The organism is Pseudonocardia sulfidoxydans NBRC 16205, from assembly GCF_007989085.1.
Classification (GTDB): Bacteria; Actinomycetota; Actinomycetes; order Mycobacteriales; family Pseudonocardiaceae; genus Pseudonocardia; species Pseudonocardia sulfidoxydans.
In genome coordinates, this window is sequence record NZ_BJVJ01000003.1 from 152916 (window position 1) to 178313 (window position 25398).

General features: G+C 72.8%; 28 protein-coding genes. 14 read left to right on the top strand and 14 right to left on the bottom strand.

All coding sequences use genetic code 11. From position 1 onward, the window contains the following. Positions 1 to 49: 49 nt before the first annotated feature. A complete protein-coding gene (gene glgX / locus PSU4_RS02850; RefSeq protein WP_147102360.1) occupies positions 50 to 2155 on the top strand; it encodes a glycogen debranching protein GlgX in 2106 nt (701 codons plus the stop codon). Here the strand turns inward: glgX and PSU4_RS02855 are convergent. Continuing rightward, a complete protein-coding gene (locus PSU4_RS02855; RefSeq protein ID WP_147102361.1) occupies positions 2130 to 3326 on the bottom strand; it encodes an erythromycin esterase family protein in 1197 nt (398 codons plus the stop codon). The genes glgX and PSU4_RS02855 overlap by 26 nt on opposite strands. A gap of 58 nt (positions 3327 to 3384) precedes the next feature. Here PSU4_RS02855 and PSU4_RS02860 point away from each other — a divergent pair, with 58 nt between their 5' ends. Both PSU4_RS02860 and PSU4_RS02865 read left to right on the top strand, forming a co-directional pair. After that, positions 3385 to 4107 (top strand): MerR family transcriptional regulator, encoded by a 723-nt coding sequence (locus tag PSU4_RS02860; protein ID WP_147102362.1) that lies wholly within the window; start codon positions 3385 to 3387, stop codon positions 4105 to 4107. Positions 4108 to 4134: 27 nt separating this feature from the next. Then, positions 4135 to 4719: a UdgX family uracil-DNA binding protein gene (locus tag PSU4_RS02865; protein ID WP_147102363.1), complete on the top strand. Its 585-nt coding sequence runs from the start codon at positions 4135 to 4137 to the stop codon at positions 4717 to 4719. Between the two features lie 5 nt (positions 4720 to 4724). Here the strand turns inward: PSU4_RS02865 and PSU4_RS02870 are convergent, their stop codons facing one another. Continuing rightward, positions 4725 to 7070: a serine/threonine-protein kinase gene (locus PSU4_RS02870; RefSeq protein ID WP_186816707.1), complete on the bottom strand. Its 2346-nt coding sequence runs from the start codon at positions 7068 to 7070 to the stop codon at positions 4725 to 4727. 151 nt (positions 7071 to 7221) lie between these two features. Here PSU4_RS02870 and ppk2 point away from each other — a divergent pair, with 151 nt between their 5' ends. Next, positions 7222 to 8058: a polyphosphate kinase 2 gene (gene ppk2 / locus PSU4_RS02875; RefSeq protein WP_147102365.1), complete on the top strand. Its 837-nt coding sequence runs from the start codon at positions 7222 to 7224 to the stop codon at positions 8056 to 8058. A 93-nt stretch (positions 8059 to 8151) separates the two neighbouring features. Here ppk2 and PSU4_RS02880 read toward each other — a convergent pair whose 3' ends face one another. Beyond that, positions 8152 to 9099: a LysR family transcriptional regulator gene (locus PSU4_RS02880; RefSeq protein ID WP_147102366.1), complete on the bottom strand. Its 948-nt coding sequence runs from the start codon at positions 9097 to 9099 to the stop codon at positions 8152 to 8154. Positions 9100 to 9406: 307 nt separating this feature from the next. Here PSU4_RS02880 and PSU4_RS02885 point away from each other — a divergent pair, with 307 nt between their 5' ends. The 6 genes from PSU4_RS02885 to PSU4_RS02905 all read left to right on the top strand — a co-directional run bounded on the left by PSU4_RS02885 (position 9407) and on the right by PSU4_RS02905 (position 13496). Then, positions 9407 to 9709: a hypothetical protein gene (locus PSU4_RS02885; RefSeq protein WP_147102367.1), complete on the top strand. Its 303-nt coding sequence runs from the start codon at positions 9407 to 9409 to the stop codon at positions 9707 to 9709. A 76-nt stretch (positions 9710 to 9785) separates the two neighbouring features. Beyond that, on the top strand, positions 9786 to 10658 hold the full coding sequence (locus PSU4_RS02890; protein ID WP_147102368.1) for an AAA family ATPase: 873 nt from the start codon (positions 9786 to 9788) through the stop codon (positions 10656 to 10658). After that, the gene (locus PSU4_RS02895; protein WP_147102369.1) at positions 10651 to 11775 is read left to right on the top strand and encodes a vWA domain-containing protein; all 1125 of its coding nucleotides are present in this window, start codon (positions 10651 to 10653) and stop codon (positions 11773 to 11775) included. The genes PSU4_RS02890 and PSU4_RS02895 overlap by 8 nt, the downstream gene beginning before the upstream one ends. A gap of 9 nt (positions 11776 to 11784) precedes the next feature. Continuing rightward, complete coding sequence (locus tag PSU4_RS31110) at positions 11785 to 12072, top strand: hypothetical protein (RefSeq protein WP_186816708.1); 288 nt, start codon at positions 11785 to 11787, stop codon at positions 12070 to 12072. Beyond that, positions 12069 to 12443: a hypothetical protein gene (locus tag PSU4_RS02900; RefSeq protein ID WP_147102370.1), complete on the top strand. Its 375-nt coding sequence runs from the start codon at positions 12069 to 12071 to the stop codon at positions 12441 to 12443. Before PSU4_RS31110 ends, PSU4_RS02900 begins: the two co-directional genes overlap by 4 nt. 120 nt (positions 12444 to 12563) lie before the next feature. Then, the gene (locus tag PSU4_RS02905; protein WP_147102371.1) at positions 12564 to 13496 is read left to right on the top strand and encodes a putative endonuclease domain-containing protein; all 933 of its coding nucleotides are present in this window, start codon (positions 12564 to 12566) and stop codon (positions 13494 to 13496) included. A 41-nt stretch (positions 13497 to 13537) separates the two neighbouring features. Here PSU4_RS02905 and PSU4_RS02910 read toward each other — a convergent pair whose 3' ends face one another. From PSU4_RS02910 to PSU4_RS02955, 10 genes are all read right to left on the bottom strand, one after another. Beyond that, positions 13538 to 13879 (bottom strand): hypothetical protein, encoded by a 342-nt coding sequence (locus PSU4_RS02910; protein WP_147102372.1) that lies wholly within the window; start codon positions 13877 to 13879, stop codon positions 13538 to 13540. Beyond that, positions 13876 to 14181: a hypothetical protein gene (locus PSU4_RS02915; protein WP_147102373.1), complete on the bottom strand. Its 306-nt coding sequence runs from the start codon at positions 14179 to 14181 to the stop codon at positions 13876 to 13878. Before PSU4_RS02915 ends, PSU4_RS02910 begins: the two co-directional genes overlap by 4 nt. Before the next feature lie 2 nt (positions 14182 to 14183). After that, a complete protein-coding gene (locus PSU4_RS02920) occupies positions 14184 to 14426 on the bottom strand; it encodes a hypothetical protein (RefSeq protein ID WP_246114913.1) in 243 nt (80 codons plus the stop codon). After that, positions 14427 to 14654 carry a hypothetical protein gene (locus PSU4_RS02925; protein ID WP_147102374.1) on the bottom strand — a complete coding sequence of 76 codons (228 nt, stop codon included), beginning with the start codon at positions 14652 to 14654 and terminating at the stop codon, positions 14427 to 14429. Continuing rightward, positions 14654 to 14920, bottom strand: a complete 267-nt coding sequence (locus PSU4_RS02930; protein WP_147102375.1) for a hypothetical protein — start codon at positions 14918 to 14920, stop codon at positions 14654 to 14656. Before PSU4_RS02930 ends, PSU4_RS02925 begins: the two co-directional genes overlap by 1 nt. A gap of 79 nt (positions 14921 to 14999) precedes the next feature. Next, positions 15000 to 15581: an SRPBCC family protein gene (locus tag PSU4_RS02935; RefSeq protein WP_147102376.1), complete on the bottom strand. Its 582-nt coding sequence runs from the start codon at positions 15579 to 15581 to the stop codon at positions 15000 to 15002. Positions 15582 to 15584: 3 nt separating this feature from the next. Beyond that, entirely contained in the window at positions 15585 to 17996 is a 2412-nt protein-coding gene (locus PSU4_RS02940; protein WP_147102377.1) for an aerobic carbon-monoxide dehydrogenase large subunit, read from the bottom strand. Further along, on the bottom strand, positions 17993 to 18499 hold the full coding sequence (locus PSU4_RS02945) for a (2Fe-2S)-binding protein (RefSeq protein WP_147102378.1): 507 nt from the start codon (positions 18497 to 18499) through the stop codon (positions 17993 to 17995). The genes PSU4_RS02940 and PSU4_RS02945 overlap by 4 nt, the downstream gene beginning before the upstream one ends. A 20-nt stretch (positions 18500 to 18519) precedes the next feature. Further along, on the bottom strand, positions 18520 to 19395 hold the full coding sequence (locus tag PSU4_RS02950; protein WP_147102379.1) for an FAD binding domain-containing protein: 876 nt from the start codon (positions 19393 to 19395) through the stop codon (positions 18520 to 18522). Beyond that, a complete protein-coding gene (locus PSU4_RS02955) occupies positions 19395 to 19655 on the bottom strand; it encodes a hypothetical protein (protein ID WP_147102380.1) in 261 nt (86 codons plus the stop codon). The genes PSU4_RS02950 and PSU4_RS02955 overlap by 1 nt, the downstream gene beginning before the upstream one ends. A 210-nt stretch (positions 19656 to 19865) precedes the next feature. Here PSU4_RS02955 and PSU4_RS02960 point away from each other — a divergent pair, with 210 nt between their 5' ends. From PSU4_RS02960 to PSU4_RS02975, 4 genes are read left to right on the top strand one after another with little or no spacing between them, the layout of a single operon-like run. Next, entirely contained in the window at positions 19866 to 20750 is an 885-nt protein-coding gene (locus PSU4_RS02960; RefSeq protein ID WP_147102381.1) for an FAD binding domain-containing protein, read from the top strand. Next, complete coding sequence (locus tag PSU4_RS02965; RefSeq protein WP_147102382.1) at positions 20747 to 21226, top strand: (2Fe-2S)-binding protein; 480 nt, start codon at positions 20747 to 20749, stop codon at positions 21224 to 21226. Before PSU4_RS02960 ends, PSU4_RS02965 begins: the two co-directional genes overlap by 4 nt. Further along, positions 21223 to 23631 (top strand): aerobic carbon-monoxide dehydrogenase large subunit, encoded by a 2409-nt coding sequence (locus PSU4_RS02970; protein ID WP_147102383.1) that lies wholly within the window; start codon positions 21223 to 21225, stop codon positions 23629 to 23631. Before PSU4_RS02965 ends, PSU4_RS02970 begins: the two co-directional genes overlap by 4 nt. A gap of 7 nt (positions 23632 to 23638) precedes the next feature. Continuing rightward, complete coding sequence (locus tag PSU4_RS02975; RefSeq protein WP_147102384.1) at positions 23639 to 24553, top strand: XdhC family protein; 915 nt, start codon at positions 23639 to 23641, stop codon at positions 24551 to 24553. Between the two features lie 164 nt (positions 24554 to 24717). Here PSU4_RS02975 and PSU4_RS02980 read toward each other — a convergent pair whose 3' ends face one another. Further along, complete coding sequence (locus PSU4_RS02980) at positions 24718 to 25380, bottom strand: TetR/AcrR family transcriptional regulator (protein WP_147102385.1); 663 nt, start codon at positions 25378 to 25380, stop codon at positions 24718 to 24720. Positions 25381 to 25398 lie beyond the last annotated feature (18 nt).

Below are 25398 nucleotides of genomic sequence, written 5' to 3' on the forward strand. Positions count from 1 at the left end.
GCCACCGCTCCGCCGTGCCGTCCGCCACACGAGACCTCATCCTGGGCGGGTGCGGATGTGGCCGGGGCAGCCGTTCCCGTTGGGGGCGTCGTGGGACGGTGGCGGGACGAACTTCGCGATCTGGTCGGGCGCGGCCGAGCGGATCGAGCTCTGCCTGTTCGACGACGCCGGCGCCGAGACGCGGCTGGCGCTTCCCGAGCGGCACGGTCTCGTGTGGCACGGCTACCTGCCGCGCGTGGGGCCCGGGCAGCGCTACGGCTACCGCGTCCACGGCCCCTACGACCCGGCGGCGGGGCTGCGCTGCAACCCGGCGAAGCTGCTGCTCGACCCGTACGCCAAGGCCGTCGAGGGTGACGTCGGGTGGGGCCAGCCGATGTTCGGCTACCCGTTCGGTGATCCCTGGGCGCGCAACGACGACGACTCCGCACCGTTCGCGATGCGCTCGGTCGTCGCCGACCCGTACTTCGACTGGCAGGACGACCGGCCGCTGCGCATCCCGTACCACGAGACCGTGATCTACGAGGCGCACGTGCGCGGGCTGACGATGCGCAACCCGCGGGTGCCCGAGGACGTGCGGGGCACCTACGCGGGCGTCGCGCACCCGGCGACGATCGCGCACCTGCGGTCGCTGGGCGTCACCGCGCTGGAGCTGATGCCGGTGCACCAGTTCGTCCACGACTCGCTGCTGCTCGAGCGGGGCCTGTCCAACTACTGGGGCTACAACACGATCGGCTTCTTCGCCCCGCACAACCGCTACACCGCGGGCGACGCCCGTGGCCAGCAGGTGCAGGAGTTCAAGGCGATGGTGCGCACCCTGCACCGGGCGGGCATCGAGGTGATCCTCGACGTCGTCTACAACCACACGGCCGAGGGCAACCACCTCGGGCCGACGCTGTCGTTCCGCGGCATCGACAACCCCGCCTACTACCGGCTCGTCGACGGCGACCCGCGCTACCACTACGACACCACCGGCACCGGCAACAGCCTGAACGTGCGTCACCACGAGTCGCTTCGGCTGATCATGGACTCGCTGCGGTACTGGGTGACGGAGATGCACGTCGACGGGTTCCGGTTCGACCTGGCGTCGAGCCTGGCCCGGGAGTTCCACGAGGTCGACCGGCTCGCGGCGTTCTTCGACCTCGTGAACCAGGACCCCGTCGTGAGCCGCGTCAAGCTCATCGCCGAGCCGTGGGACGTCGGCGACGGCGGCTACCAGGTCGGCGGATTCCCTCCACTGTGGACGGAGTGGAACGGCCGCTACCGCGACACCGTCCGTGACTTCTGGCGGGGCGAACAGGGCGTGCTGCCCGAGTTCGCGAGCCGCTTCTCCGGCTCCTCGGACCTCTACGAGGTCGACGGGCGACGCCCCTTCGCGTCGATCAACTTCGTCACCGCCCACGACGGGTTCACGCTCACGGACCTGGTGTCCTACAACGACAAGCACAACGACGCCAACGGCGAGGACAACCGCGACGGGGAGAGCCACAACCGGTCGTGGAACTGCGGCGCGGAGGGCCCGACCGACGACAGCGACGTCAACATCCTGCGGGAACGTCAGAAGCGCAACTTCCTGACGACGTTGCTGCTGTCGCAGGGGGTCCCGATGATCTCCCACGGCGACGAGCTCGGCCGCACCCAGGGCGGCAACAACAACGCCTACTGCCAGGACTCGGAGCTGGCGTGGATCGACTGGGACGACGCCCGTGCCCACGAGGTCCTCACCGAGTTCACCGCGGGCCTCGCCCGGCTGCGCGCCGAGCACCCGGTGTTCCGGCGGCGCCGGTTCTTCCAGGGCCGCCGGACACACGGCTGCGACGTCGCCGACATCGTCTGGCTGCGCCCCGACGCGGCACCGATGAGCGACGAGGACTGGCACACCCGCCACAGCCTCGCGGTGTTCCTCAACGGCCGCGGCATCGCCGACCGCGACGACGTCGGCGAGCCCGTCGTCGACGACTCGTTCCTGCTGCTGGTCAACGGCGAGCACCGGCAGACGACGTTCACGCTGCCCGACGAGTCCTACGGCCGGACGTGGCGGATCGTCGTCGACACCGCGGACCCGTTGCTCGCCACCGCGCGGCGGCGGCGGCCCGCGCCGGGCAGCCGGCTGCGGACCGCGCCGCTGTCGATCACGGTGCTGGAGTGCCGCTACTGAGGGTGCAGTCGCGGACGAAGGCGACGCCGTCGATGCGCGGCAGGTGCGCCGGGTCGAGCGGGGCGTAACCGAACCAGGGCGAGCGCCGCGCGGGTCCGGCCGGGTCGAACGCCCGTGGGTCGGCCAGCACCCGGTTCGCGCCGAGGGCGGACAACCGGCCCTCGACGGTGTCGCCTGCGGGCGCGGCCACCCCGTGCGCGGGAATGGTGCCGACGGCGGTGTGCACGAACGCGTAGTCGTCGCCGAGCCGGGTGTCGACGATCGCGCCCGCGCTCCACCAGCTCACCGGGGCCCCGCCCATCCGCATCGAGCTCTGGTCGCGCTGCAGGTGCGCGTTGTGGGCGAACACCAGGACCGGGCCGCGGTCGGCCCCGGCGAGGACGTTCCCGGCCATCATCGCGTCGCGGACGCCGAGCAGCCGCGCGATCCGCGCGGGCGAGGTGTCGGCCATCCAGGAGTGGTAGCGCAGCAGCCCGACGGCGGCCCGCCCGTGCAGCCGCGCCCGGTCCCACTCGTCGCGCGACGACGCCGCGCGCAGACCCGGCGACCACGCGTCGAGCAGGTCGATGAGGTCGTCGGCGAGCAGCCGCAGCGCCTGCGCGTCCGGGGTCCGGCCCACCGAGCGGGCCGGGTCGTACATCGCGGCCGGTTCGGTCCAGCGGGCGTCGTCACCGACGAGGGTGTCGATCTCGGCGGCGGTACAGGGCAGCAGCGGCGCGTCGAGGCGGGCCGCGAGGAAGGTGTGCAGCGCCGTCAGGGTCGCGCGCGGGCTCGCGGCGGTGGTGATCTCCAGCGGCCCGTCGACGCCCGCGAAGCGCACCTGCTCCACGGCCGGGCGGCCCTGGTTGTGGGCGCGCATCCACTCGACGAGGGCCCGGTTACCGGCGTGGGCACCCCACTCGTGGCTGAAGCCACGCGCCACGACGTCGTCGAGGTCGCCGGCGCCGGAGGTGACGTGGTCGTCGACGAGCAGGCCCGCGACGCAGTCGCTCTCGACGGCGATCGTCCGGTAGCCCTCGTGCTCGACGAGGTCGCGGAACAGGTCGTTGCGCAGGGCGAGCAGCTCCGCCACGCCGTGGGTGGGCTCGCCGAGGGCGAGGACGCGCGGGCGGCGGCCGAGCAGGCCGAGGAGGGCCGCGGCATCGGCGGCACAGGTGTGAGCAGAACTCATCGCCTCGACGGTATCGTTGAACAGTTGGTTGAGACTTTCACGCAATTTCGGCTGGACGATGCCCCAGAACCCTCCACCGAGGCTGCGCCCCGTCGACCTCGCGCGGCCCCACGGTCTCTCCACCCAGGCGGTCCGCAACTACGAGGCCGCAGGCATCCTCCCGCCCGCCGGACGCAGCCCGCACGGCTACCGCCACTACACCCCGCGGCACGCGAGCGCACTCGCGGCGTTCCTCGCCCTCGCACCCGGCCACGGGCACGGCACCGCCGGCGCGATCATGCGGGCCGTCAACGACGACGACGTCGACACCGCCCTGGCCCTCATCGACGACAGCCACACCCGGCTCGTCGAGGACCGGGCGGTCCTGCGCGCCGTCGAGGCGGCCCTCACCGACCTGGAACCACCACCACCGTCGTCGTACGGCGGCGAGATGTTCGGCGGCGAGATGTTCGTCGGGCCGCTCGCGCACCGCCTCGGGATCCGGCCGGCGACGCTGCGCCGCTGGGAACGCGCCGGGGTCGTCACCCCACGCCGCGACCCGGCCACCGGCTACCGCGTCTACGACGACGCCGCCGTCCGCGACGCCCACATGGCCCGGCAGCTGCGCCGGGGCGGGTACCGGCTCGACCGGATCGCGGCCGTCGTCGCGCACGTCCGCGACGCCGGGGGCGTCACGGCGCTGGAGCCGGTCCTGCGCGACTGGCGCGCCCGCCTCGCCGCGCGCAGCCGCGCGATGCTGCGCGGTGCCGCCGCCCTCGACGCCCACCTCACCGGGGACTGACCGGCTCCGCGCCGGGTACCCGCCCACGTGAGCACCGACCTCGACGACCTGCGCGCCGCCGCCGCCCGCTGCACCGACTGCGAGCTGTACGCCGACGCCACCCAGGCCGTGTTCGGCGCCGGACCGCCGTCGGCGTGGCTGATGCTGGTGGGGGAGCAGCCCGGCGACCGGGAGGACCGCGAGGGCGCACCCTTCGTCGGGCCCGCGGGCCGCGTCCTCGACGACGCGTTGCAGCGCGCCGGGATCGACCGCGACGAGGTCTACGTGACCAACGTCGTCAAGCACTTCCGCTTCGAGCGCGAGGGCAAGCGCCGCATCCACCGCACACCGACGGTCCGCCACGTCCGCGCCTGCCGGCACTGGTTCGACGACGAGCTCGACGTCGTCGGACCGCAGGTCCTGGCGTCGCTCGGAGCGACGGCGGCGAAAGCCCTCGTCGGCCCCGACTTCCGGATCACCGCCGAGCGTGGCCGCGCCCGCGAGTGGAACGGCAGGCAGCTGGTGCCGACGGTGCACCCGTCGTCGATCCTGCGAGGGCCACCGGACACGCGCGAGGCGGCGCTCGAGGCGCTGGCCGCGGACCTGCGCGTCGCGGCGGACCTGCGTCCCTGAGCGGCCTACTTCGTGGCGCTCACGTTCCACACCTGTGTGCCCGCCGTGCAGCCGGTGGCCGGGATGGTGTGCTCCATGCGGCCGTTCACCCCGGTCGCGGCCCACACCGTGTTCTGCACCGACGCACCCGTCGCCGACAGCGACAGCCGGAACGTCGCCGCGATGGGGCTGCCGTTGCAGTTGTAGCCGTACTGCTCGGCGATCGTGCCGCCCACCGACCAGACGCCGCTGCCGTCGACGGTCATCGTCAGGTTGCCGGCCCACTGCCCGTTCGGGGCGCGCACCGTGCAGGTCTTGCGGTTGCAGTCGCTGACGATCATCGAGATCTCGAGGTTCGTCGACTTCGCGCAGTCCGAGAGGTTGCACGTGCCCTGCTGGCCCTTGAGGACGTAGGCGCCCTCGAGGGAGGCGTTCGCGGTGACGGCCTCGAAGTCGTCGCCACCGGTGGAGCCGGCGGGCCGGCGCAGCGCGGCGTTGCTCAGGTCGACCAGACCGAGCTCGCGGACCGCCTCCCCGGCGCCGACGACGGCCACCGTCCGGTTTCCGTCGTACCCGGGCCAGGGGGCGCCGTCGGTGGATGCCGTGGGATCGGCCGAACCGGGAGCGGTGAGCGGGTTGCCCGACGCGCACCGCACCCGCGGGATGCCGTAGGCGTCGACCAGCACCGCGGTACCCGCCTGCAGCACCGCCGGGGCCTGCTCGGCCGAACCGTCGGTCCAGCCGTGCTCGGTGACGCGGGTGTCGGCGGCGAGCAGGACCGGGGTCAGCTCGCCCAGGTACGGCGTGAGGTCGCCGCTGGACAGGACGGTCGGGGTGCGGCTCCAGCGCAGGCCGGGATCGGTGCGCAGCGCGGTGACCCAGGCACCCGCGACGTCGGCGTGCCCGGACAGGAACGACGACAGACCGTCCCGGTCGCAGGAGGCGCTGCCCTTCACCCCGCGGTAGAGCCCGTCGGTGCTGCCGGGGACGGCGTCGCGGTTGGTCGCGTCCTTCGGGATCGACGACGCGTACACCGACCCCGTGAGCCCGGAGGTGCGGGAGAAGTCGGCGGTGAACGCCCCGAGCACGGACCCGCCCGTGGCCGGCTGCAGGACGAGGTCGTTGCCGCTGCGGGACAGGAACCACCAGGTCCCGCCGCCGGCGAGCAGGGCGACGACCACGACGACCGCGGCGACGATCGGCCACTTCCTCCGCGGGCCCGGGCTCGTCGCGGGCTCGGGTGGCGTCGTGCCCCACGGCGGCGCGGGGGCGCCCGGCCCGGTCGCGGCGGCGGCGAAGGCGGGCTGCGGCGTCCAGCTGTCGGGACCGGGAGGCGGCGACACCACCGGCGGAGCCGTGCCGTACACGGGCGGGGTCGTGCCGTACGCGGGCGGGGTCGTGCCGGCGGACGGGGGAACCGTCCCGGGCACAGGAGGCGTGGTGGCGTAGGCCGGGGGGATCGTGCCACCGAAGCCGTCGGGGGAGCCGATCAGCGTGGGCGTGGGCGGCGGACCGGGTGCGGCGACGGGCCGCCCCGACTGCAGCGCCCGGGCCTCGGCCACCGCGTCGGCCATCGACTGCGGCCGCTGCGCCGGGTCGAGCGCCGCCATCCGTACCAGCAACGCGGTGAGCTCCGGCGGTACCCCCGCCACGATCGGCTGCGGCAGCGGCCCACGCAGGATCCGGGCGACCATCGGGCCCGGACCGGCGTCGCCGTCGTCGCGGAACGGGCCGCGCCCGCACAGCAGCTCCCACACCGTCGTGGCCAGGGAGTAGACGTCGGACAGCACCGTCGGGCGGGTGTTGTTGAGGACCTCGGGCGCGACGTGGTCGAGGCTGTAGCCGCCGGCGACCGTCTGGGACTGGGCGCTCACGGTGCCGCGGGCGACGCCGAAGTCGGTCAGCGCGGGCGTCCCGAAGTCGGTGATCATGATGTTGGCGGGCTTGACGTCGCAGTGCAGCACGCCGTGGGCGTGCGCGGCGACGAGCGCCTCGCCGACACGGATCAGTACGTCGAGGGCGTCCGCGGGGGGCATCGGACCGTGTTGGCGCAGCGCGGCGGCGTACGAGCCGCGACCGCAGAGCTGCAACGCGAGCCACGGATGGTTGTCGACGACACCGGCGTCGTAGAGCGCGACGATGTGCGGGTGCTGCGACAGCGCGGCCATGGCCTGGCGTTCACGCTCGAACCGGCCCCGGGCGTCGGGATCGCGCAGATCGACGTCGAGCAGCTTGAGCGCAACCGACCGGCCCGCCGACAGCTGTGTCGCCTCCCAGACGACGCTCGACGCGCCACGTCCCACGATCCGGATCGGGACGTACCCGGGCGGGACGGCGCCACCCGGGCCGAACCCCGCTCCCGTGCTGTTCACGCTGTGCTCCCCCCTCTTGGCGTCGCCCGGCAGCGGCCATCCGTTACGCGCAGTATTCCCAGGTGCATCCGGACGGGCACCCGCGGCCCTCCGGACATCGCGCACGTCCGAGATCTCCCGTGCGACCCACCCCCGGTGACAGACTGCGCGGATGGCGAAGGACAAGGCGGGCGACAAGACGGCCGCGGGGGACAAGCCCGCCCGGGTACCCAAGAAGGCCTACGAGGCCGAACTGCTGCGGCTGCAGGGCGAGCTCGTGCAGATGCAGGAGTGGGTGCGCGACACCGGCGCGCGGATCGTCATCGCCTTCGAGGGCCGCGACGCGGCGGGCAAGGGCGGCGCGATCAAGCGGGTCACCGAACACCTCAACCCCCGCGTCGCGCGGATCATCGCACTGCCGGCGCCGACCGAGCGGCAGCGCACGCAGTGGTACTTCCAGCGCTACGTCGAGCACCTGCCCGCCGCCGGGGAGATCGTGCTGCTCGACCGCAGCTGGTACAACCGCGCCGGCGTCGAGCGGGTCATGGGCTTCTGCACCCCCGAGGAGTACCAGCGCTTCATGCGCCAGTGCCCGATCTTCGAGAACCTGCTCGTCGAGGACGGCATCCTGCTGCGCAAGTACTGGTTCTCCGTCAGCGACGCCGAGCAGGTGCGACGGTTCTCCGAGCGTGCGGCCGACCCGCTCAAGCAGTGGAAGCTCTCGCCGATGGACCTGGAGTCGATCACCCGCTGGGACGCCTACTCCCAGGCCAAGGACGACATGCTCGTCCACACCGACACCGACACGTCGCCGTGGTGGGTCGTCGAGGCCGAGGACAAGCGGGCGGCGCGGCTCAACATGATCCACCACCTGCTGACGTCGATCCCGTGGCAGCCGGTCTCCCGGCCGCCGCTGGCGTTGCCCGACCGGCCCGCCGGCACCGGGTACGTCCGCCCGCCGCGCGAGATCCAGCGCAGCGTCCCGGACCACGCCGCGACCCTGTCCTGACCCGGGCTCCCGACGGCACCGCGGACAACCGGGCGCAACCTCACTGCTGCTTCTCCCCGCAGGGCGAGCAGTGAGGTTGCGCGCGGAGGTGGGTCAGCTCCAGATCGTCACGTAGACGGGCGGCCGGAACCGGGCGGGGGCCAGTCCCTCGCCCGGGGCCCGGAGCAGCTTCATCGCCTCCGGTGTCGACAGGAAGTGCCGCAGCGACGACGCGGCCGCCGACCGCCGGTCCACCGGCAGCGTCGACACGTGCCACACGACGTCGATCGGCGTGCCGGGCAGGTCGAGGACGGTCAGCTCGCGGCGCCGGACGTGGTGCACGGCAAGGTGCGCGATGCCGGGGGCGACGCCCGCACCGCGGGCCGCGGCGTCCCACGCGGCGGTCTGCGTCGGGAAGACCGACAGGCTCGACTCGGGGATGCGCGCGGCGCGCAGCATCCGGCCCACGTCGCTGTCGGGGTCGGTCGCCGAGGTCTCGACGAGCCACGGCCAGCGCGCGGGCGGGCCGGTGAAGCGGGCGTCGGGCGCGGCGAGCACGACGAGCCGCGCCCGGAAGATGGGCTCGCTGACCAGGCCCATCGACCGTTCCCCGCCCAGGTGCGGGCCGAGTGCGACGTCGGCGAGGCGCTGCGAGACCAGCGCCCCCATCTCGGCGGTGGTCGCGACGCCGGAGCTGATCTCGATCGTCCCCGACGACCGCGCCCCGAACGTCTCGCCCAGCGGCCCGGCGACGAACTCGACGACCGGGCTCGGCGCGACCAGCCGCAGCTGCTCCGGCGCGCCCTTGGCCGAGCGCACCGCCGACTCCGCCTCCGCGCCGAGCGCCACCATCTGCGCGGCGATCGCCAGCAGCCGGGTGCCGCCGGCGGTCATGGTCATGCCGTTGCCGCTGCGCACCAGCAGCGGGTCGCCGAGGTACTTGCGCAGGGCCGCCAGCGCCTGGGACACGGCGGGTTCGCTGACCGACAGTGCGTTCGCGGCGGCCTTGACCGACCCGAGGCGCGCGACGAGCACGAACGCGCTCAGCTGCGTCAGCGTCATGCCGGGCATTCTCGACCATCGGTGGCCATGATCGGAGCCCCGTTAAGTGATCACTTATGACACGTTCGTGCTGCGTGTCGGCGGTCGTGCGGTGACGAACCGGCTGCCGAGACGCACCCGGGCGGCGCTGCGAGCGGCCGGCCCGGCGCTCGTGTGCAGCGCGCCGAGGCACGCCCCGGGCGCGTCTGCGGCCCCGATTTAAGTGAACGCTTAGCTGCGGGTGTCGCCGCGGCGGCCCCACGGCGAGACTTCCGTCCGAGGGGCGAACGGGCCACCATCGACGTCCGATCGCGGGGAGGGGACACCGATGTCCGAGCGCGAGACCGGCACCGACCGTGACACCGACGAGGCGCTGACCGTGTTGCGCAGCATCTGGTCGGCCACCGGCCAGACCAGCGCCGAGCTGGAGGAACGCTTCGGCCGCCACCCCGGCAAGGTCTGCAAGAACATGAAGAACATCGGCTTCGGCGGCATGCCCGGCGACCCGGTCGACGGCGACACCAACACCCCCGTCGACGACGACGTCCGCGCCGCCTGGCGCCGCCGCCTCGAACGCGACGGGAAGCTGCACCCGCGCGGGCGCAGCGTCGGCGAGTCCCTGGACCTGTGAGTGGCGATAGTCGCTGGAGCGACTATCGCCACTCACGAGCGATCGAAACCCCCCATCTCCCGAGGAGACCGTTCCGTTGACCCGCCCCGGCTCGGTCGCCGAGCTCACCGACGCCCTGCGCGCCACCGGCTATCTCGCCGACCGCGGCCTGGCCACCGCCGTCCACGTCGCCCTCGGGCTCGACCGGCCCGTCCTGCTCGAGGGCGAGGTCGGAGTCGGCAAGACCGAACTCGCCAAGGCACTCGCGGAGGTGCTGGGGCGGAGACTGATCCGGCTGCAGTGCCACGAGGGGATCGACGCCGCCCAAGCGCTCTACGAGTGGGACCACGCCCGCCAGCTGATGCACATCCGGGCACTCCAGGAGACCGCCTCCGCGAACGACGACGCCGTCGACGCCCTGTTCGGGCCGAGGTTCCTGCAGGAGCGCCCACTGCTCGCCGCCGTCCGCGCCGGCGCCGGGGCGGTGCTGCTCGTCGACGAGATCGACCGCGCCGACGACGAGTTCGAGGCCTTCCTGCTGGAGCTGCTGTCGGACTTCCAGGTGACGATCCCCGAGATCGGGACCGTCGCCGCGCAGGAGCCACCGCTCGTGCTGCTGACGTCCAACCGCACCCGTGAGCTGCACGACGCCCTCAAACGGCGCTGCCTCTACCACTGGATCGGCTACCCGTCCGCGGCGCGCGAGGTCGCGATCGTGCGCTCGCGCCGCCCCGACGTGTCCGAGGCCCTCGCCGAGTCGGTCGTCGCCGCCGTACACCGCCTGCGCGCCATGGACCTCGCCAAGCCGCCCGGCGTCGCCGAGACCATCGACTGGGCCCGCACCCTGGAGTTCCTGGGCGACGACCTCGACGCCGCCTCCGCCGACCTCACCCTCGGCTCGGTGGTGAAGGACCACGACGACGAGGAGCTCGTCCGCACCCGGCTCGACGAGCTGACCGCGCGTGGCTGACCTGGTCGGGCTGCTCGTCCGCTTCGCCCGCACCCTGCGCGCCGAGGGCGTCGCGATCGGGCCCGGCGACGTCCTCACCTACTGCGCGTCCGTCGCCACCCTCGATCCCACCGACCTCGCCGACCTCTACTGGGGCGGGCGGATCGCGCTCGTCACCCGCCACTCCGACGTCGAGACCTACGACCGGGTGTTCGAGGAGTTCTTCCTCGGCACCGGCGACGACGGCGGCGACCTGCTCGAACTGCTGCTGCGCGCCGAACCCGAGGCCGAGACGACACTCGAGACCGTCGCGCCCGACCCCGGCGACGACGAGCGTCCCGACGAGGAGACGACGCTCGGCCTCATGGCCTCCGACGTCGAGACCCTGTCGACCCGGGCGTTCGCCGAATGCACCGACGACGAGCTGGAGACGTTGCGGCGCATCATGTCCCGCATCCGGTTGCGCCCGCCCCTGCGCCGCACCCGACGCACCCGCGCCGCCCGGCGAGGCAGACGTCCCGACCTGCGCGCCACCGTCCGCCGCGGCATGCGCACCCACGGCGAACTCGTCGAACTGCGCTACCGACGCCGCCGCGTCCGCCCCCGCCCGCTCGTGCTGATCCTCGACATCTCCGGCTCGATGGCCGACTACTCCCGCGCCCTGCTGCAGTTCGCGCACTCCGCCCAGCGCGGCGCCCGGTTCCGCGTCGAGGTGTTCTGCTTCGGCACCCGCCTCACCTACCTGACGCCGTCGCTGCGGACCCGCAGTCCCGACGAGGCGCTCGCGCGCGCCGCCGACCTCGTCGTCGACTGGGAGGGCGGCACCCGCATCGGCCATGCCGTCGACGAGTTCGTCCGACGCTGGGGCCGCCGCGGGATGGCGCGCGGCGGGATCGTTGTCGTCTGTTCCGACGGGCTCGACCGCGGCGACCCCGAGCTGCTGGAATCCGCGATGCAGAAGCTCTCACGGCTCTGCCACCGCGTGGTGTGGACCAACCCGCACGTCGTCACGGGAGGCAGGGGAGCGCCGCGAACCGTCGGCATGCTCGTCGCCGAGCCTTACGTCGACGTGCTGCTGTCGGGGCGCGACCTCGGCAGCCTCGACGAGCTGGCGGCGCTGCTGCCGGAGCTGGGATAGGAGCGGGCGATGCGCTGGAGTGTGGGACTCGAAGCCCAGGGGGACCGGCTGGTCACCCACGACGAGATCGTCGAGCTCGCCGACGCCGTCGCCCCGCACGGCGGCATCGCGTCCGGCATCGGCACCGACCGCTATGGCGCGCAGATCATCGTCGTCGCCTCGACCCACGACGAGGCCGTCGAACGTGGGAAGGCGACCTTCCGCGCCGCCGCGGCCACCGCGGGTCTGCCCGAGTTCCCGATCGTGCGTGCGGAGGCGGTGAGCGAGGCCGACGACGACCTCGCCTGGGAGGCATGATCCGCCTCGGCTCGTTGGCGGGCTACGCCTTTTCCGGTCCCCGGCTGCTCGCCGGCTGGGACCCGCCCGCCGAGCCGGGCGTCTACGCGATCCTCTACAAGCCCGAACCCGATCGTGAGCGCTACGCCGTCGTCTACGTCGGCCACGCCGACGACCTCACCACCGAGGGTCTGCCCCTGCGCCACCCCCGCTCCCACTGCTGGACCCGACGCGCCGGCGGGAAGTGGCGCCTGCACGTCGCCACGTTGTCGATCCCCGGCGGCACGACGGGGCACCGCAAGATGGTCGCCGAGGAGCTGATCTCGATGTACACCCCCCACTGCAACGCCGAACGCTACGACGGCGCCTGGCGCCCCGAGTGGACCCTGTGAGCGGCGATGGTCGCTATAGCGACTATCGCCACTCACGACCGTTTGTCCACATGCGGGCGGGTGATCCACAGATCGCACGAGGCACCCCACGAGCCGGCCCGGGGAGCCGATCGTCGTCACATGATCGAGACACACCTGACCGACCGCCAGCACGGAATGGTCTCCCTGGCGCAGCTCCGGGAGCTCGGTGTCAGCTGGAGCACCGTCGTCGCCCAGACGAAGGCCGGGCGATGGCGCCACCACCTTCCGCGCGTCTACGCGACCTTCACCGGCCCGCCCCCGCGCGCGTCGAGAATCAGCGCCGCGCTGCTGTACGGGGGAGCGGGCGCCGTGCTCAGCCACCGGACGGCGGCCGAGGAGTGGGGGCTGGTCCGATGTGAGGACGGGCCGGTCCACGTGACGCTCCCGTACGGAAGCTCGGCCGTCTCTCAGCCCGGGCTCGTCGTGGTGCACCGCTCCCGCGCGTTCCGCCACATCGTCGTCGCCTCCGACCCGCCGCGGACCAGCCCGGGCGACACGGCCATCGACCTCGCGGTGGCCGAGCCGGACGAGGTCGAGGCGCGGCGGATGCTCGTCGCGTTGCTGACGACGGGCCGGGTCGGACCGGACCATCTCCGCCGGCGGCTGCTCGAACGTCCGCCGCTGCGGTACCGGCGCGCGCTCGCGGAGGCGGTCTCACTGGTGCGCGACGGCGTCCAGTCCGCGCTCGAGGAGCTGTACGCCTCCGATGTCGAAGCGGCGCACGGGCTTCCGGTCGGCCGTCGGCAGACGCCGATGTCGGTGGACGGGTTCACGCTCTACGAGGACGTGACCTACGACCACGCCGGTGCCGAGGTCACGATCCGCCTCGACGGCCGGACGCACCTCGCGGACAGCACGGCCTTCCGCGACCGGCGGCGCGACAACGCTGCGGAGCTCGCGGGCAGGGCGCGGCTCGTCTACGGCTGGAAGGACCTGTCGAACGATCCGTGTGCGGCGGCCCGGGAGGTCGCGACGGTCCTGGTCCGTCGCGGCTGGCCCGGGCCGCCGACCCGATGTGAACGCTGCGCGTGAGGGTCGTGAGTGGCGATAGTCGCTCCAGCGACTATCGCCACTCACAGGGTCTTGAGGCCGACGCCGTCGAAGAGGCGGGACCGGCGGCGGCCCGACGCGGGAACAGCCACGTCCGGACGCGTCGGGTTCGGAGATGCCTTTCGCACGATCTGCTCGGCGAACCCGTAGAGCAGCGGGAGAGCGCCGGCAACGGTACCGCCCGAGCGGTTGATGTGCTCCACACCCGGACCGATGAGGGCGGCGTCCCTGTTGACCTGCTGGACACTCTCCTCGCACGCTTCCAGGTTCGTCGCGATCCCCGTCAGGAGGGTGCCGACCCAGAACAGGTAGAACGCCAGCCCGGCGATGAGCAGGACGATCACGACGACGGTCAGGACGATCATCGGGACGCTCCGTTCGTGACAGCGGCCGGAGCGGGGGTCGGGATCGACGGCAGCACCCGGCCCAGGAACAGGTGGTGCTGCAGGCCCTCGGCGAGGACACGGTCGACGGCGTCGCCGGTGGGGTCGATCAGCGCGGCCGAGGCCGTGTTGGCCGTGACCTTCTCCAGCGTGCCCTTGATGTCGGCGACCCTGCGGTCGATGGTCTTCACCAGGTTCACGAGCAGCTGCAGCAGGGCCGCGACGACGAGGACGACGACGAACCCGGCGATGATCGCGATCCACCACGCGGTGGTGTCGGACATGGTCAGCCTCCCAGCCTGGCGCGGCCGCGGGCGAGGCCCGCGGTGATGGTGTCGGCGAAGTCGATGGTCTCGGCGAGGGCGGCGAGGGGGCGGGTGTTGACCTCCGCCTCGGCCAGCCCGGCGTTGATCGCCTGCGCCTGCTTACCGATCCGCGCGGCGAGCACCAGGATCGGCACCACCAGCGCGACGACGACCAGCACCACGACGATGCCGATCACGAAACCCACGATCCATCCGGTGCTCATCTAGACCCCCGCACAGAAGTCGCGGACCGGCTTGAGGTTCGCGTTCACCGAGGTGAGACGCGACGGGACGGTCGACGTCGAGGCGACGATCGCACCGACCCCGCCGTCGAGCGCGGCCAGGGTCTGCGAGACGTGCCGCAGGTGCAGGATCACCCGCAGCAGGCCGATCCCGGCGACGGCGATGATCAGGGCGGCGATGACGATCGTCGCCCAGGCGGCGGCGGGCATCAGTTCTCCTTCGGGGGCAGCAGGACCGCGACACTGCCCGCGTAGCGGACGGCGCCGGCGGACACCTGGGCGACGGTCGCGTCGGTCGTCGCGAGCATCGAGGGGACGGGGTCGAGCGCGCCGGCGAGCGTCACGCCGCCGGCGAGGATGTCGTCGGCCGCCCAGCGGATGCGCTCGACGGCGGCGAGCACCCGGTTGAGCAACGCGATCACGACCGGGAGCACCACGAACAGCAGGACGGCGTTGCCGATCCACCACAGCACCATGTCTTCTCGCCTCCTTGCGCAGGTCAGGGGTCGTGAGTGGCGATAGTCGCGATAGCGACCATCGCCACTCACAGGGGGTTCATGCGGGGCGGGTGCTCGGGCCGAGGAAGCGCCGGACGACGCGGCGCAGGGCCATGAGCGCCGCGGAGACGCCGATGCGGAAACCACTCGCGGGCGCCGCCCGGGTCACGGTGACGGTGCCGCCGCGGGAGCGGGCCTCGGCGTTGGCCGCGATGCAGTCGGTGAAGCTCCCGAGCAGGACGCTCGTGACATCGGAGATCATGCCGCGCCCGTACTGGGCGGCCGCGCCGGAGATCTGCAGGTCCTGCACCACGTGCATCGACGTCGCACCCGCACCGGCCGGGGCCAGCGACGCCGTCACCGACATCTCCGCGGTGCCGCGGCCACGGGCCTCCGAGCCGGCGGCGTGCAGCACCATCGTGTGTGTCGACGGGTCCGACGAGCGGATCTGCGCGACCCCCGTGAACCGCAGCGACACCGGGCCCATGCTGACCTTCACCCCGCCGGTGAACGAGCCGTCGGGCTGCTCGCCGGTGAGCTCCGCACCGGGCAGGCACGGGGCCAGCGCGGGCACGTCCTGCAGGAACTCCCACACGTCGTCGAGCGGCGCGGCGAGCCGGAAGTCGTTCTCGATGAGCATCGCTCACTCCGTCCGGAAGGGAGGGGCGCCGGACACGTCCTGGCCCGTGTGGGCGGCGTGCCAGACGCGGTCGGGTAGCAACGGCATGTCGATGTTGCGGACCCCGGTGGGGCGCAGGGCGTTCATGACCGCGTTGACGTAGGCCGCGGGCCCGCCGACGGCCGCGCACTCGCCGACACCCTTGGCGCCGATCGGGTGGTGCGGCGAGGGCGTGACGACCTCGTGCAGCTCGAACCCCGGGGTCTCCCACGCCGTCGGCAGCAGGTAGTCCATGTAGTTGGCGCCCACCAGGTTGCCGTCGGCGTCGTAGGTCTGGAACTGCATGTTCGACATGGCGTAGGCCTCGGTGAGCCCGCCCATGATCTGGCCCTCGACGATCATCGGGTTGATCCGGACCCCGCAGTCGTCGACGCCGACGAACCGCAGCACGTCCCACACCCCGGTCTCGGGGTCGACCTCGACCGTCGCGATGTAGCAGGCGAACGGCCAGGTCAGGTTGGGCGGGTCGTAGTAGGCGTTGTTCTCCAGGCCGGGCTCCATGCCGTCGGGCATGTTGGAGTACGCGGCCATCGCGCACTCCTGGATCGTCACGCCCCGGCTCTCGGCGCCGCGCACGAAGAACCGGCCGAGCTCCCACTCGACGTCCTCCTCCGACACCTCCAGCAGGTGCGCAGCGAGCTTGCGCGCCTTGGCCCGGATCTTGCGGGCCACCATCGCGGTGGCGGCGCCCGCGACGGGCGTCGACCGGGAGGCGTAGGTGCCCATGCCGAACGGTGTGTGGTCGGTGTCGCCGTGCTCGACGACGATGTCGGTCGCCGGGATGCCGAGCTCGTGGGTGACGATCTGGGCGAACGTCGTCTCGTGCCCCTGGCCCTGCGTCTGGGCGCCGATCTTGAGGACGGCCTTGCCCGTCGGGTGCACCCGCAGCTCGGCGGAGTCGAACATCTTGATGCCGAGGATGTCGTACTCGCGGCTGTTGCCGGCCCCGAGCGGCTCGGTCATCGTCGAGATCCCGATGCCGAGCAGCCGTCCCTGCTTCCGGGCCTCGGCCTGCTCGACGAGGAAGTCGTCGTAGCCGATGGCGTCGAGCCCGATCTGCAGGCACTTGAGGTACTGCCCGGAGTCGGTGAGGAACCCGAACGGCGTCCGGTAGGGGAACTGGTCGTCGCGGACCAGGTTGCGCCGCCGGAACTCCGCCTGGTCCATGCCGAGGTCGTCGGCGGCGGCCTGGATCATCCGTTCCTGGAAGAACATCGCCTCGGTGACCCGGAACGAGCACCGGTAGGCGACGCCGCCGGGCGCCTTGTTCGTGTACATGCCCTGCGCGGTGATGTGCCCGACGGGCACGTCGTAGCAGGCGAACGACGAGTGGACGAGCCCGATCTTGAACTTGGTGGGCTGGGCGTCGGCGAAGAAGGCGCCCTGGTCGGTGGTGGCGTGGTAGCGGACGGCGAGGATCTTGCCGTCGTTGGTCAGCGCCATCTCCGAGTCGAGGTACATGTCGCGGCCGAACCCGGTCGACGACAGGTTGCCGGTGTTGTCCTCGATCCACTTCACCGGCTTCGCGGTGAGGATCGAGCACAGGATGGCGCAGACGTAGCCGGGATAGACGGGCACCTTGTTGCCGAACCCGCCGCCGACGTCGGGCGAGATGATCCGGATCAGGTGCTCGGGCAGCTCGGCGATCAGCGCGACGGCCGCGCGGACGATGTGCGGGGCCTGGCTCGTCATGTAGACGGTGAGCTTGCCGGTGGCGTTGTTGAAGTCGGCGACCGCGCCGCAGTTCTCGATCGGCGACGGGTGGCTGCGGGGGTAGTGCAGCCGCAGCTTCGAGACGACGTCGGCCTTCGCGAACGCGGCGTCGGTGCCGTCCTTGTCGCCCACCTCCCACTGGTAGGCGATGTTGTCGGCCTGGCCGGACTTGTCGTCGCGGATCAGCGGCGCACCCGGTGCGACGGCCTGCTCCGGGTTGACGATCGGGGGCAGCGCCTCGTACTCGACGACGATCGCGTCGCACGCGTCCTTGGCGATGTAGGGGTCCTCGGCGACGACGCAGGCGACCTCCTGGCCCTGGAACCGCACCTTGTCGGTGGCCAGCACGGCCTGGGTGTCGTAGGACAGCGTCGGCATCCAGGCGAGGTTGCGCTGCGCGGCCATCTCACCGGTCAGCACCAGCTTCACGCCGGGGATCGCCCAGGCGGCGCTGGTGTCGATCGACTTGATCCGGGCGTGCGCGAGCGGGCTGCGCAGGATCTCCATGTGCAGCATGCCCGGCAGCGTCACGTCCTCGACGTAGTTGCCGCGGCCGCGGATGAACCGGGCGTCCTCGACGCGGGGCCGGCTCGACCCGAGCCCACCGATCTTGACCTCGTCGAGCGCGCGGGAGCCGGCGGCCGGCTCAGCTGTCGCCGTCACTTGGCCTCCTTCTCGGCCGCCCACCGGACGGCCTTCACGATGTTCTGGTAGCCGGTGCAGCGGCACAGGTTCCCCGACAGACCCCAGCGGATCTCGTCCTCGGACGGATCGGGGTTGCGGTCGAGCAGGGCGCGGGCGGCCAGCATCATCCCGGGGGTGCAGAACCCGCACTGCAGGCCGTGCTCGGTGGCGAACCCCTCCTGGACCGGGTCGAGCTCGCTCGGCGTGCCGAGGCCCTCGACCGTCGTGACCTCGTGCCCGTCGGCCTGGACGGCGAGCATGGTGCAGGACTTCACGGGCGTGCCGTCGTAGAGGACGGTGCAGGCGCCGCAGTTGGTGGTGTCGCACCCGACGTGGGTGCCGGTGAGCGCGAGGCCCTGACGCAGCAGGTGGGCGAGCAGCAGCCGTGGCTCGACGTCGGCGACGCGGCGCTCGCCGTTGACGGTCACGGAGATTCGACGGGTCGGGACATCGGTCTCGACGACCGGTTCGGTGGCGGTCACGGGAATCCTCCTCGGGGTCGTCAGGCCGCTGCGCCGGCGGGCGCGCGTTCGGCGGTCAGGATGCGGCGCACGAACGTCGCGACGACGTGGCGTTTGTAGTCGGCGGTTCCGCGGTGGTCGGTGCGCGGCCGGGCGACGGCGGCGGCCAGTTCGGCGGCGCGGTCGACCACGTCGGGGTCGAGCGTCGATCCGACGAGCGCCTGCGCGGCCTCGGTGGCGGCGATCGTCGCCGGCCCGACACCGGTGAGCGCGATGCCGGCCCGCACGATCTCGCCGCTGACGGACTCCAGCGCGACGGCGACGCCGGCGGTCGCGAAGTCCCCGACGCGGCGCTCCAGCTTCAGGTACGAGCCCGAGCGGACGCCCTGAGCCGCGGGAACCACGGCCTCGACGGCGATCTCGTCGTGCTCCAGCGCGTTCTGGAAGGTGCCGACGACGAACTCGCCGACCGGGATCGTGCGGCGCCCCCGGCGGCTCGCGGCGACGACCGAGCCGCCGAGGGCGAGCATCACCGATGCCCAGTCGCCCTGCGGGTCGGCGTGGCACAGCGACCCGACGAGCGTGCCGCGGGTGCGCACGATCGGGTCGGCGACCAGCGGCGCGGCGGCCGCCATCGTCGGCTGCGCGCCGGGCAGGACCGTGGAGTGCTCGAGGTCGACGTGGCGGCACAGGGCGCCGACGCGCAGCCCACCGCCGGGCGTCTCCTCGTGGAAGCCGAGGCCGGCGACGTTGTTGATGTCGACGAGGACACCCGGGGCGGCGAAGCGCAGCTTCATCATCGGCACCAGGCTCTGGCCACCGGCGAGGATCTTGGCCTCGTCGCCGTGCTCGGCGAGCAGCGCGAGCGCCTCGTCGAGGGTGCGGGGCGCCTCGTAGCGGAAGCGGGACGGGTACATCAGATGTCCTCTCCGGGCCGCGGGGGTTCGACGATCGCGACCGGCAGCGGCTCGTCGTCGGGATCGGGTCGCGGCTGCTGGTGCGGTGGCCACGGCCCCGCCACCGGCTTCCCGGCGACCTGCAGCCAGCCGACCATCCCGGGGAAGGACCAGATCGTCGGGCTGGACCCCGTGGGGACGTCGCGGGGGGCGCTCTCGAAGAGCTCGAACGCCCGCCCGGTTCGCCCGCCGGGGGCGTTCGGCGGAGGATCGTTGGTCATCGTCGACTCATTTCCTCTGGTTCGCAGGCGCGTCGTGGACGGGACGGGCGCGTGGTGGACGGGACGGGCGCGTTGGTGGCCGGAATGCTCCACCTGCACGAACACGCTCGCACCCCTGCCCTAAGCGAAGCCTTAAGTGGGGTTTGGACTCCGCGCCCGCGGCGCGCCACCATGGTCACCACCACGGCGGTCGGAGACGGGAGGAGCGGCGTGCAGGTCCCCGCGTTCTTCGAGTACCAGCGTGCGACGAGCGTCGAGCACGTCGTCACGCTGCTCGAACGGTTCGGGCCCGAAGCCCGGATCGTGGCGGGCGGGCACAGCCTGATCCCGATGATGAAGCTGCGGCTGGCGCAGCCGGAACTGCTCGTCGACGTCAACGACCTGCACGAGCTCTCGGGCATCTCGGTGAGCGAGGGGGAGCTGCGCATCGGCGCGCTCACCCGGCACGCCGAGCTGCTGGCCAGCCCGGTCGCGGGCGAGCACTTCCCGATCCTGCACGACGCCGAACGCGTCATCGCCGACCCCGTGGTGCGCAACCGCGGCACGATCGGCGGGTCGGTGTGCCAGGCCGACCCGTCGGAGGACCTGTCCGGTGTGTTCACCTCGCTGCGTGCCGTCGCCGTCGTCCGCGGCACGGGCGGCGACCGGACCGTGCCGATGCGCGAGTTCTTCCACGGCCCCTACGAGACGGCCGTGCGGCCCGCGGAGATCCTCGTCGAGCTGCGGGTGCCGTTGCGGCCCGGTGCCGGCAGCGCCTACGTGAAGGTCGATCGGCGGGCGGGTGACTGGGCGGTCGCGGCCGCCGGGGCCGTCGTGTCGCTCGACGCCGACGGTGTCGTGACCGAGGTGGGGATCGGGCTCACCGCCGTCGGGGACGCCGACTTCACCGCCGTCGAGGCCGAGGACCTGTTGCGCGGCAGGGTCGCCGACGACGACGCCTTCGCCGCCGCGGGTGCCGCCGCGGCCGAGCACTGCCGACCGACGGCCGACCAGCGCGGGCCCGTCGACTACAAGCGTCATCTCGCGGGCGAGCTCACGGTCCGCGCGCTGCGCGCCGCGACGGCCCGCGCCCACCGCGGCGGGTTCCCGGAGTGAGGGTGGGGGTGACCGTGAACGGGGTCGAGCACGTGCGCGACGTCGAGCCGCGGCTGCTGCTCGTGCACCTGCTGCGCGACGAGCTGCGCCTCACCGGGACGCACTGGGGCTGCGACACGTCCAACTGCGGCGCCTGCATCGTCTGGATGGACGGGCTGCCGGTGAAGTCGTGCACCGTGCTGGCGGTCATGGCCGACGGGCGCAGCGTCCGTACCGTCGAGGACCTGGAAGGACCGTTCGGGCTCGACCAGGTGCAGCAGTCGTTCATGGACTGCCACGGCCTGCAGTGCGGGTTCTGCACCCCGGGAATGCTGATGACGGCCCGCAAGCTGCTCGACGACAACCCCGACCCCACCGACACCGAGATCCGGCAGGCCATCTCCGGTCAGATCTGCCGGTGCACGGGCTACCGCAACATCGTCGCGGCCATCCGGCACGCCGCCGACGCCGAGGCCGTCGGTCGGGGGGACACGTGACCGGCACCGTCGAGGGGTGCGCGGGGCCGGGCTTCGGCTCGGTCCCGCGCAAGGAGGACGGGCGCTTCGTCCGCGGCCGCGGACGGTTCGTCGACGACATCGCCCTGCCCGGGATGCTGCACGGCGCGGTCCTGCGCAGCCCCTACGCGCACGCCCGGATCCGGTCGGTCGACGCCACCGCCGCCGAGTCGCACCCCAAGGTCCGCGCCGTGATCACCGGCGAGACGCTCGCGGCCCGGGGCATGGCGTGGATGCCGACCTTCTCCCACGACGTCGCCGCCGTCCTGGCCACCGACAAGGTCCGCTACCAGGGGCAGGAGGTGGCGTTCGTCGTCGCCGACGACCGCTACGCGGCGCGCGACGCCCTCGCCCTGATCGACGTCGACTACGAGCCGCTCCCACCGGTGGCCGACGCGCGGCGATCCCTCGACGAGGGCGCGCCCGTCATCCGTGACGACATCGCGGACCGGACCGACAACCACGTCTTCGACTGGGAGACCGGCGACGCCGGCGCCACCGAGGCCCTGTTCGCCCGCGCCGCCCACGTCTCCGAGTGCGACCTCGTCTACCCGCGGGTGCACCCGGCCCCGCTGGAGACCTGCGGCACCGTCGCCGACTTCGACCGCATCTCCGGCAAGCTCACCGTCCACACCACCGCGCAGGCCCCGCACGCGCACCGCATGCTCTACGCCCGGATCGCCGGAATTCCGGAGCACCACATCCGGATCATCGCCCCCGACATCGGCGGCGGTTTCGGCAACAAGGTCGGCATGTACCCGGGCTACCTGTGCGCCGTCGTCGGCTCGATCCTGACCGGGGCGCCGGTGAAGTGGGTCGAGGACCGCTCCGAGAACCTGATGAGCACGTCGTTCGCGCGCGACTTCCACATGCACGGCGAGATCGCCGCCGACGCCGACGGCCACATCCTCGCCCTCCGCGTGTCGGTGCTCGCCGACCACGGCGCCTTCAACGCGACCGCGCAGCCGTCGAAGTTCCCGGCCGGCTTCTTCGGCGTCTTCACCGGCTCCTACGACATCGCCGCCGCGCACTGCCGGGTCACCGGCGTCTACACCAACAAGGCGCCCGGGGGAGTGGCCTACGCCTGCTCGTTCCGCGTCACCGAAGCCGTCTACCTGGTCGAACGCCTCGTCGACGTGCTCGCCCGCGACACCGGCCGCGACCCCGCCGAGCTGCGGATGGCCAACCTGCTCACCCCCGACCGGTTCCCCTTCCGCAGCGCGACGGGCTGGGAGTACGACTCGGGGGACTACCCGCGGGCACTGCGCACGGCGCTGGACATGGTCGGGTACGAGGAGGTCCGCGCCGAGCAGAAGCAACGGCGCGTGGCGTTCGAGCGCACCGGTCACGGGCCGCTCACCGGCGTCGGGATGAGCGTGTTCACCGAGGCCGTCGGCGCCGGGCCGCGCCGGCTCATGGACATCATGGGCCTCGGCATGGCCGACGGCGCCGAACTGCGCGTGCACCCCACCGGCCCCGCCGTGCTGCGGCTGTCGTGCATGAGCCAGGGCCAGGGCCACGAGACCACGTTCGCCCAGATCGTCTCCCACGAGCTCGGGTTGCCCGTCGACGCCGTCGAGGTCGTCCAGGGCGACACCGACAACACCCCGTTCGGGCTGGGCACCTACGGATCCCGGTCGACGCCCGTCTCCGGGGCCGCGGCGTCGGTCGCGGCGGGCAAGGTGCGTGAACAGGCCCGCCAGGTCGCGGCCGTCATGCTCGAGGTGGCCGCCGACGACCTGCGCTGGGACGTCGGCACCGGGGGCCCCGAGGGCGGCAGCTTCTCCGTCAAGGGCGTGCCCGGGGTGTCGGTCACCCTGCGCGAGATCGCCATGGCCGCCCACGGCGGGCTCGACCTGCCCGACGGCGTCGAGGGCCAGCTCGCCGCGTCCACCGTCTACAACCCGCCCAACCTGACCTTCCCCTTCGGCGCCTACGTCTGCGTCGTCGACGTCGACCCCGGCACCGGGGAGGTCGACGTGCGCCGGTTCGTCGCCGTCGACGACTGCGGCGTCCGGATCAACCCGATGATCGTCGAGGGACAGATCCACGGCGGCCTCGCCGACGGCATCGGCATGGCCCTGATGGAGCTCGTCGCGTTCGACGACGACGGCAACCACCTCTCCGCGTCGTTCATGGACTACCTGCTGCCCACGGCCATGGAGTGCCCGCCGTGGGAGCTCGCCGCGACGGTCACCCCGTCGCCGCACCATCCCCTCGGCGCCAAGGGCGTCGGCGAGTCGGCGACCGTCGGGTCCCCACCCGCCGTCGTCAACGCCGTCCTCGACGCCATCGGCGTCCGCCACGCGGACATGCCGCTGACCCCCGCCCACGTCTGGCGCGCCCTGCAGGGCCGCCCGATCCGGCCCGACATCGCGATCAGGTGAGGCGACCATGACCACGACCGAGATCCGCGCCCACGCCGACCGGCTCCACCGGGACCGGGTCCCGTACGTCCTGGCGACGGTCGTCCGCGCCGAACGGCCCACCAGCGCCAAGCCGGGCGACAGCGCGCTCGTGCTGCCGGACGGCTCGATCGACGGGTTCGTCGGCGGGGTGTGCGCGGAGTCGACGGTGCGGCTGGAGGGCCTGCGGCTGCTGGCCTCGGGGGAGTCGGAGCTGCTGCGGGTCACCCCGTCGGCGTCGGAAGCCGTTGCGCCCGAGGGGGTTCGCGTCGTCGAGAACCCGTGCCTGTCCGGTGGGACGCTGGAGATCTTCCTGGAGGCCGTCATCCCGCCGGTGCTGGTGCGGGTGTTCGGGGACTCGCCGGTCGCGCGGGCCATCGCGCAGGTCGGGACAGCGCTGGACCTCGACGTGCAGAACGACGTCGACGCCGTGCGTGCGGTCGCCCCCGACACGACGGCCGTCGTCGTCGCCGCGCACGGCCGCGACGAGGTCCCCGTCCTGCTCGCCGCCCTCGACGCGCACGTCCCCTACATCGCGCTGGTCGCGAGCCCGAAGCGGTCGGCCGCGGTGCTGGCCGAGCTCGACGTCCCCGACGAGGACCGTGCCCGCATCCACGCCCCGGCCGGGCTGGACATCGGGGCGCGGACGCCGCACGAGATCGCGTTGTCGATCTATGCCGAGATCGTGGCCCGCCGCCCGCGCGCGGATCCTTCCGTTCCCGCGGCGGATCCGGTGCCCGCCCCGGCCGAGGCCCTCGATCCGGTGTGCGGCATGACCGTGGCGGTCAGCCCCGCCAGCCTGTCGTTGGCGCACAACGGGGTCGACTGGTACTTCTGCGGCTCCGGCTGCCGCGAGGCCTTCCGCGACGCCCCGCAGCGCTACCTCGCCCCGGTCCGCACCTGACCCGCTCGGCTCCCCGGGGGCGTGGCCGACCACCTCGCGCGCAACCTCACGGTTCTCCGAACACCGTTCGGAGAACCGTGAGGTTGCGCCCGGTTCCTTGCACGCCGCCGCACACCGACGACCTCGCGCGGTACGGGCGTTCGGACAAGGGAGGGGGCCGCGGCTCAGCACGGCGGCAGGGGGCGGCCGCAGGCTTGCTCGAGCTGGAGGAGGTCGAGGGCCGGGTGGCCCAGGGGGCTCGGGGCGTCGCGGCGGGTGCAGAGGCCGTCGAGCACGATCCGCAGGTAGCGGCGCCAGACCTGCGGGTCGGCGGCCTCGGTGAACGCCGCGACCTGGGTGAGCATGACCTGCAGCGGGGCGAAGTCGGTCAGCGCGAAGTCGGGGCGCAGCACCCCGGCCTCGACCGCCCGGCACACACCCTGCTGCACGAGCGGCAGGAGCTCGGCCCGCCGCTCGCGGAACGACTCGTGGTCGCCGACCGCCCCGAAGATCACGTCCTTGAGGCCGCGGTCCTCGATCTGCATCGCGATCAACGACTCGAGGGCCGAGCACAGCCCTTCCCACGGGTCGGGGTGGGCCACGGCCTGCTCGACGGTGGCCACGACCTGGTCGAGCCGCTCCTCGAACAAAGCCGTGACCAGTGAGATCTTGTCGGGGAACCGTCGGTAGACGGTGCCGGTGCCGACGCCGGCGTGACGGGCGATCTCGTCGAGACCGGCCTCCAGGCCGCGGCGCGCGAAGACCTCGCGTGCCGCGGCCAGGACCCGTTGCCGGTTGCGCTCGGCGTCCGCGCGCAGCGGCTTCTCGGAATGTTCGGTGGCCGTCATCGACTCCCGTTCCGGATC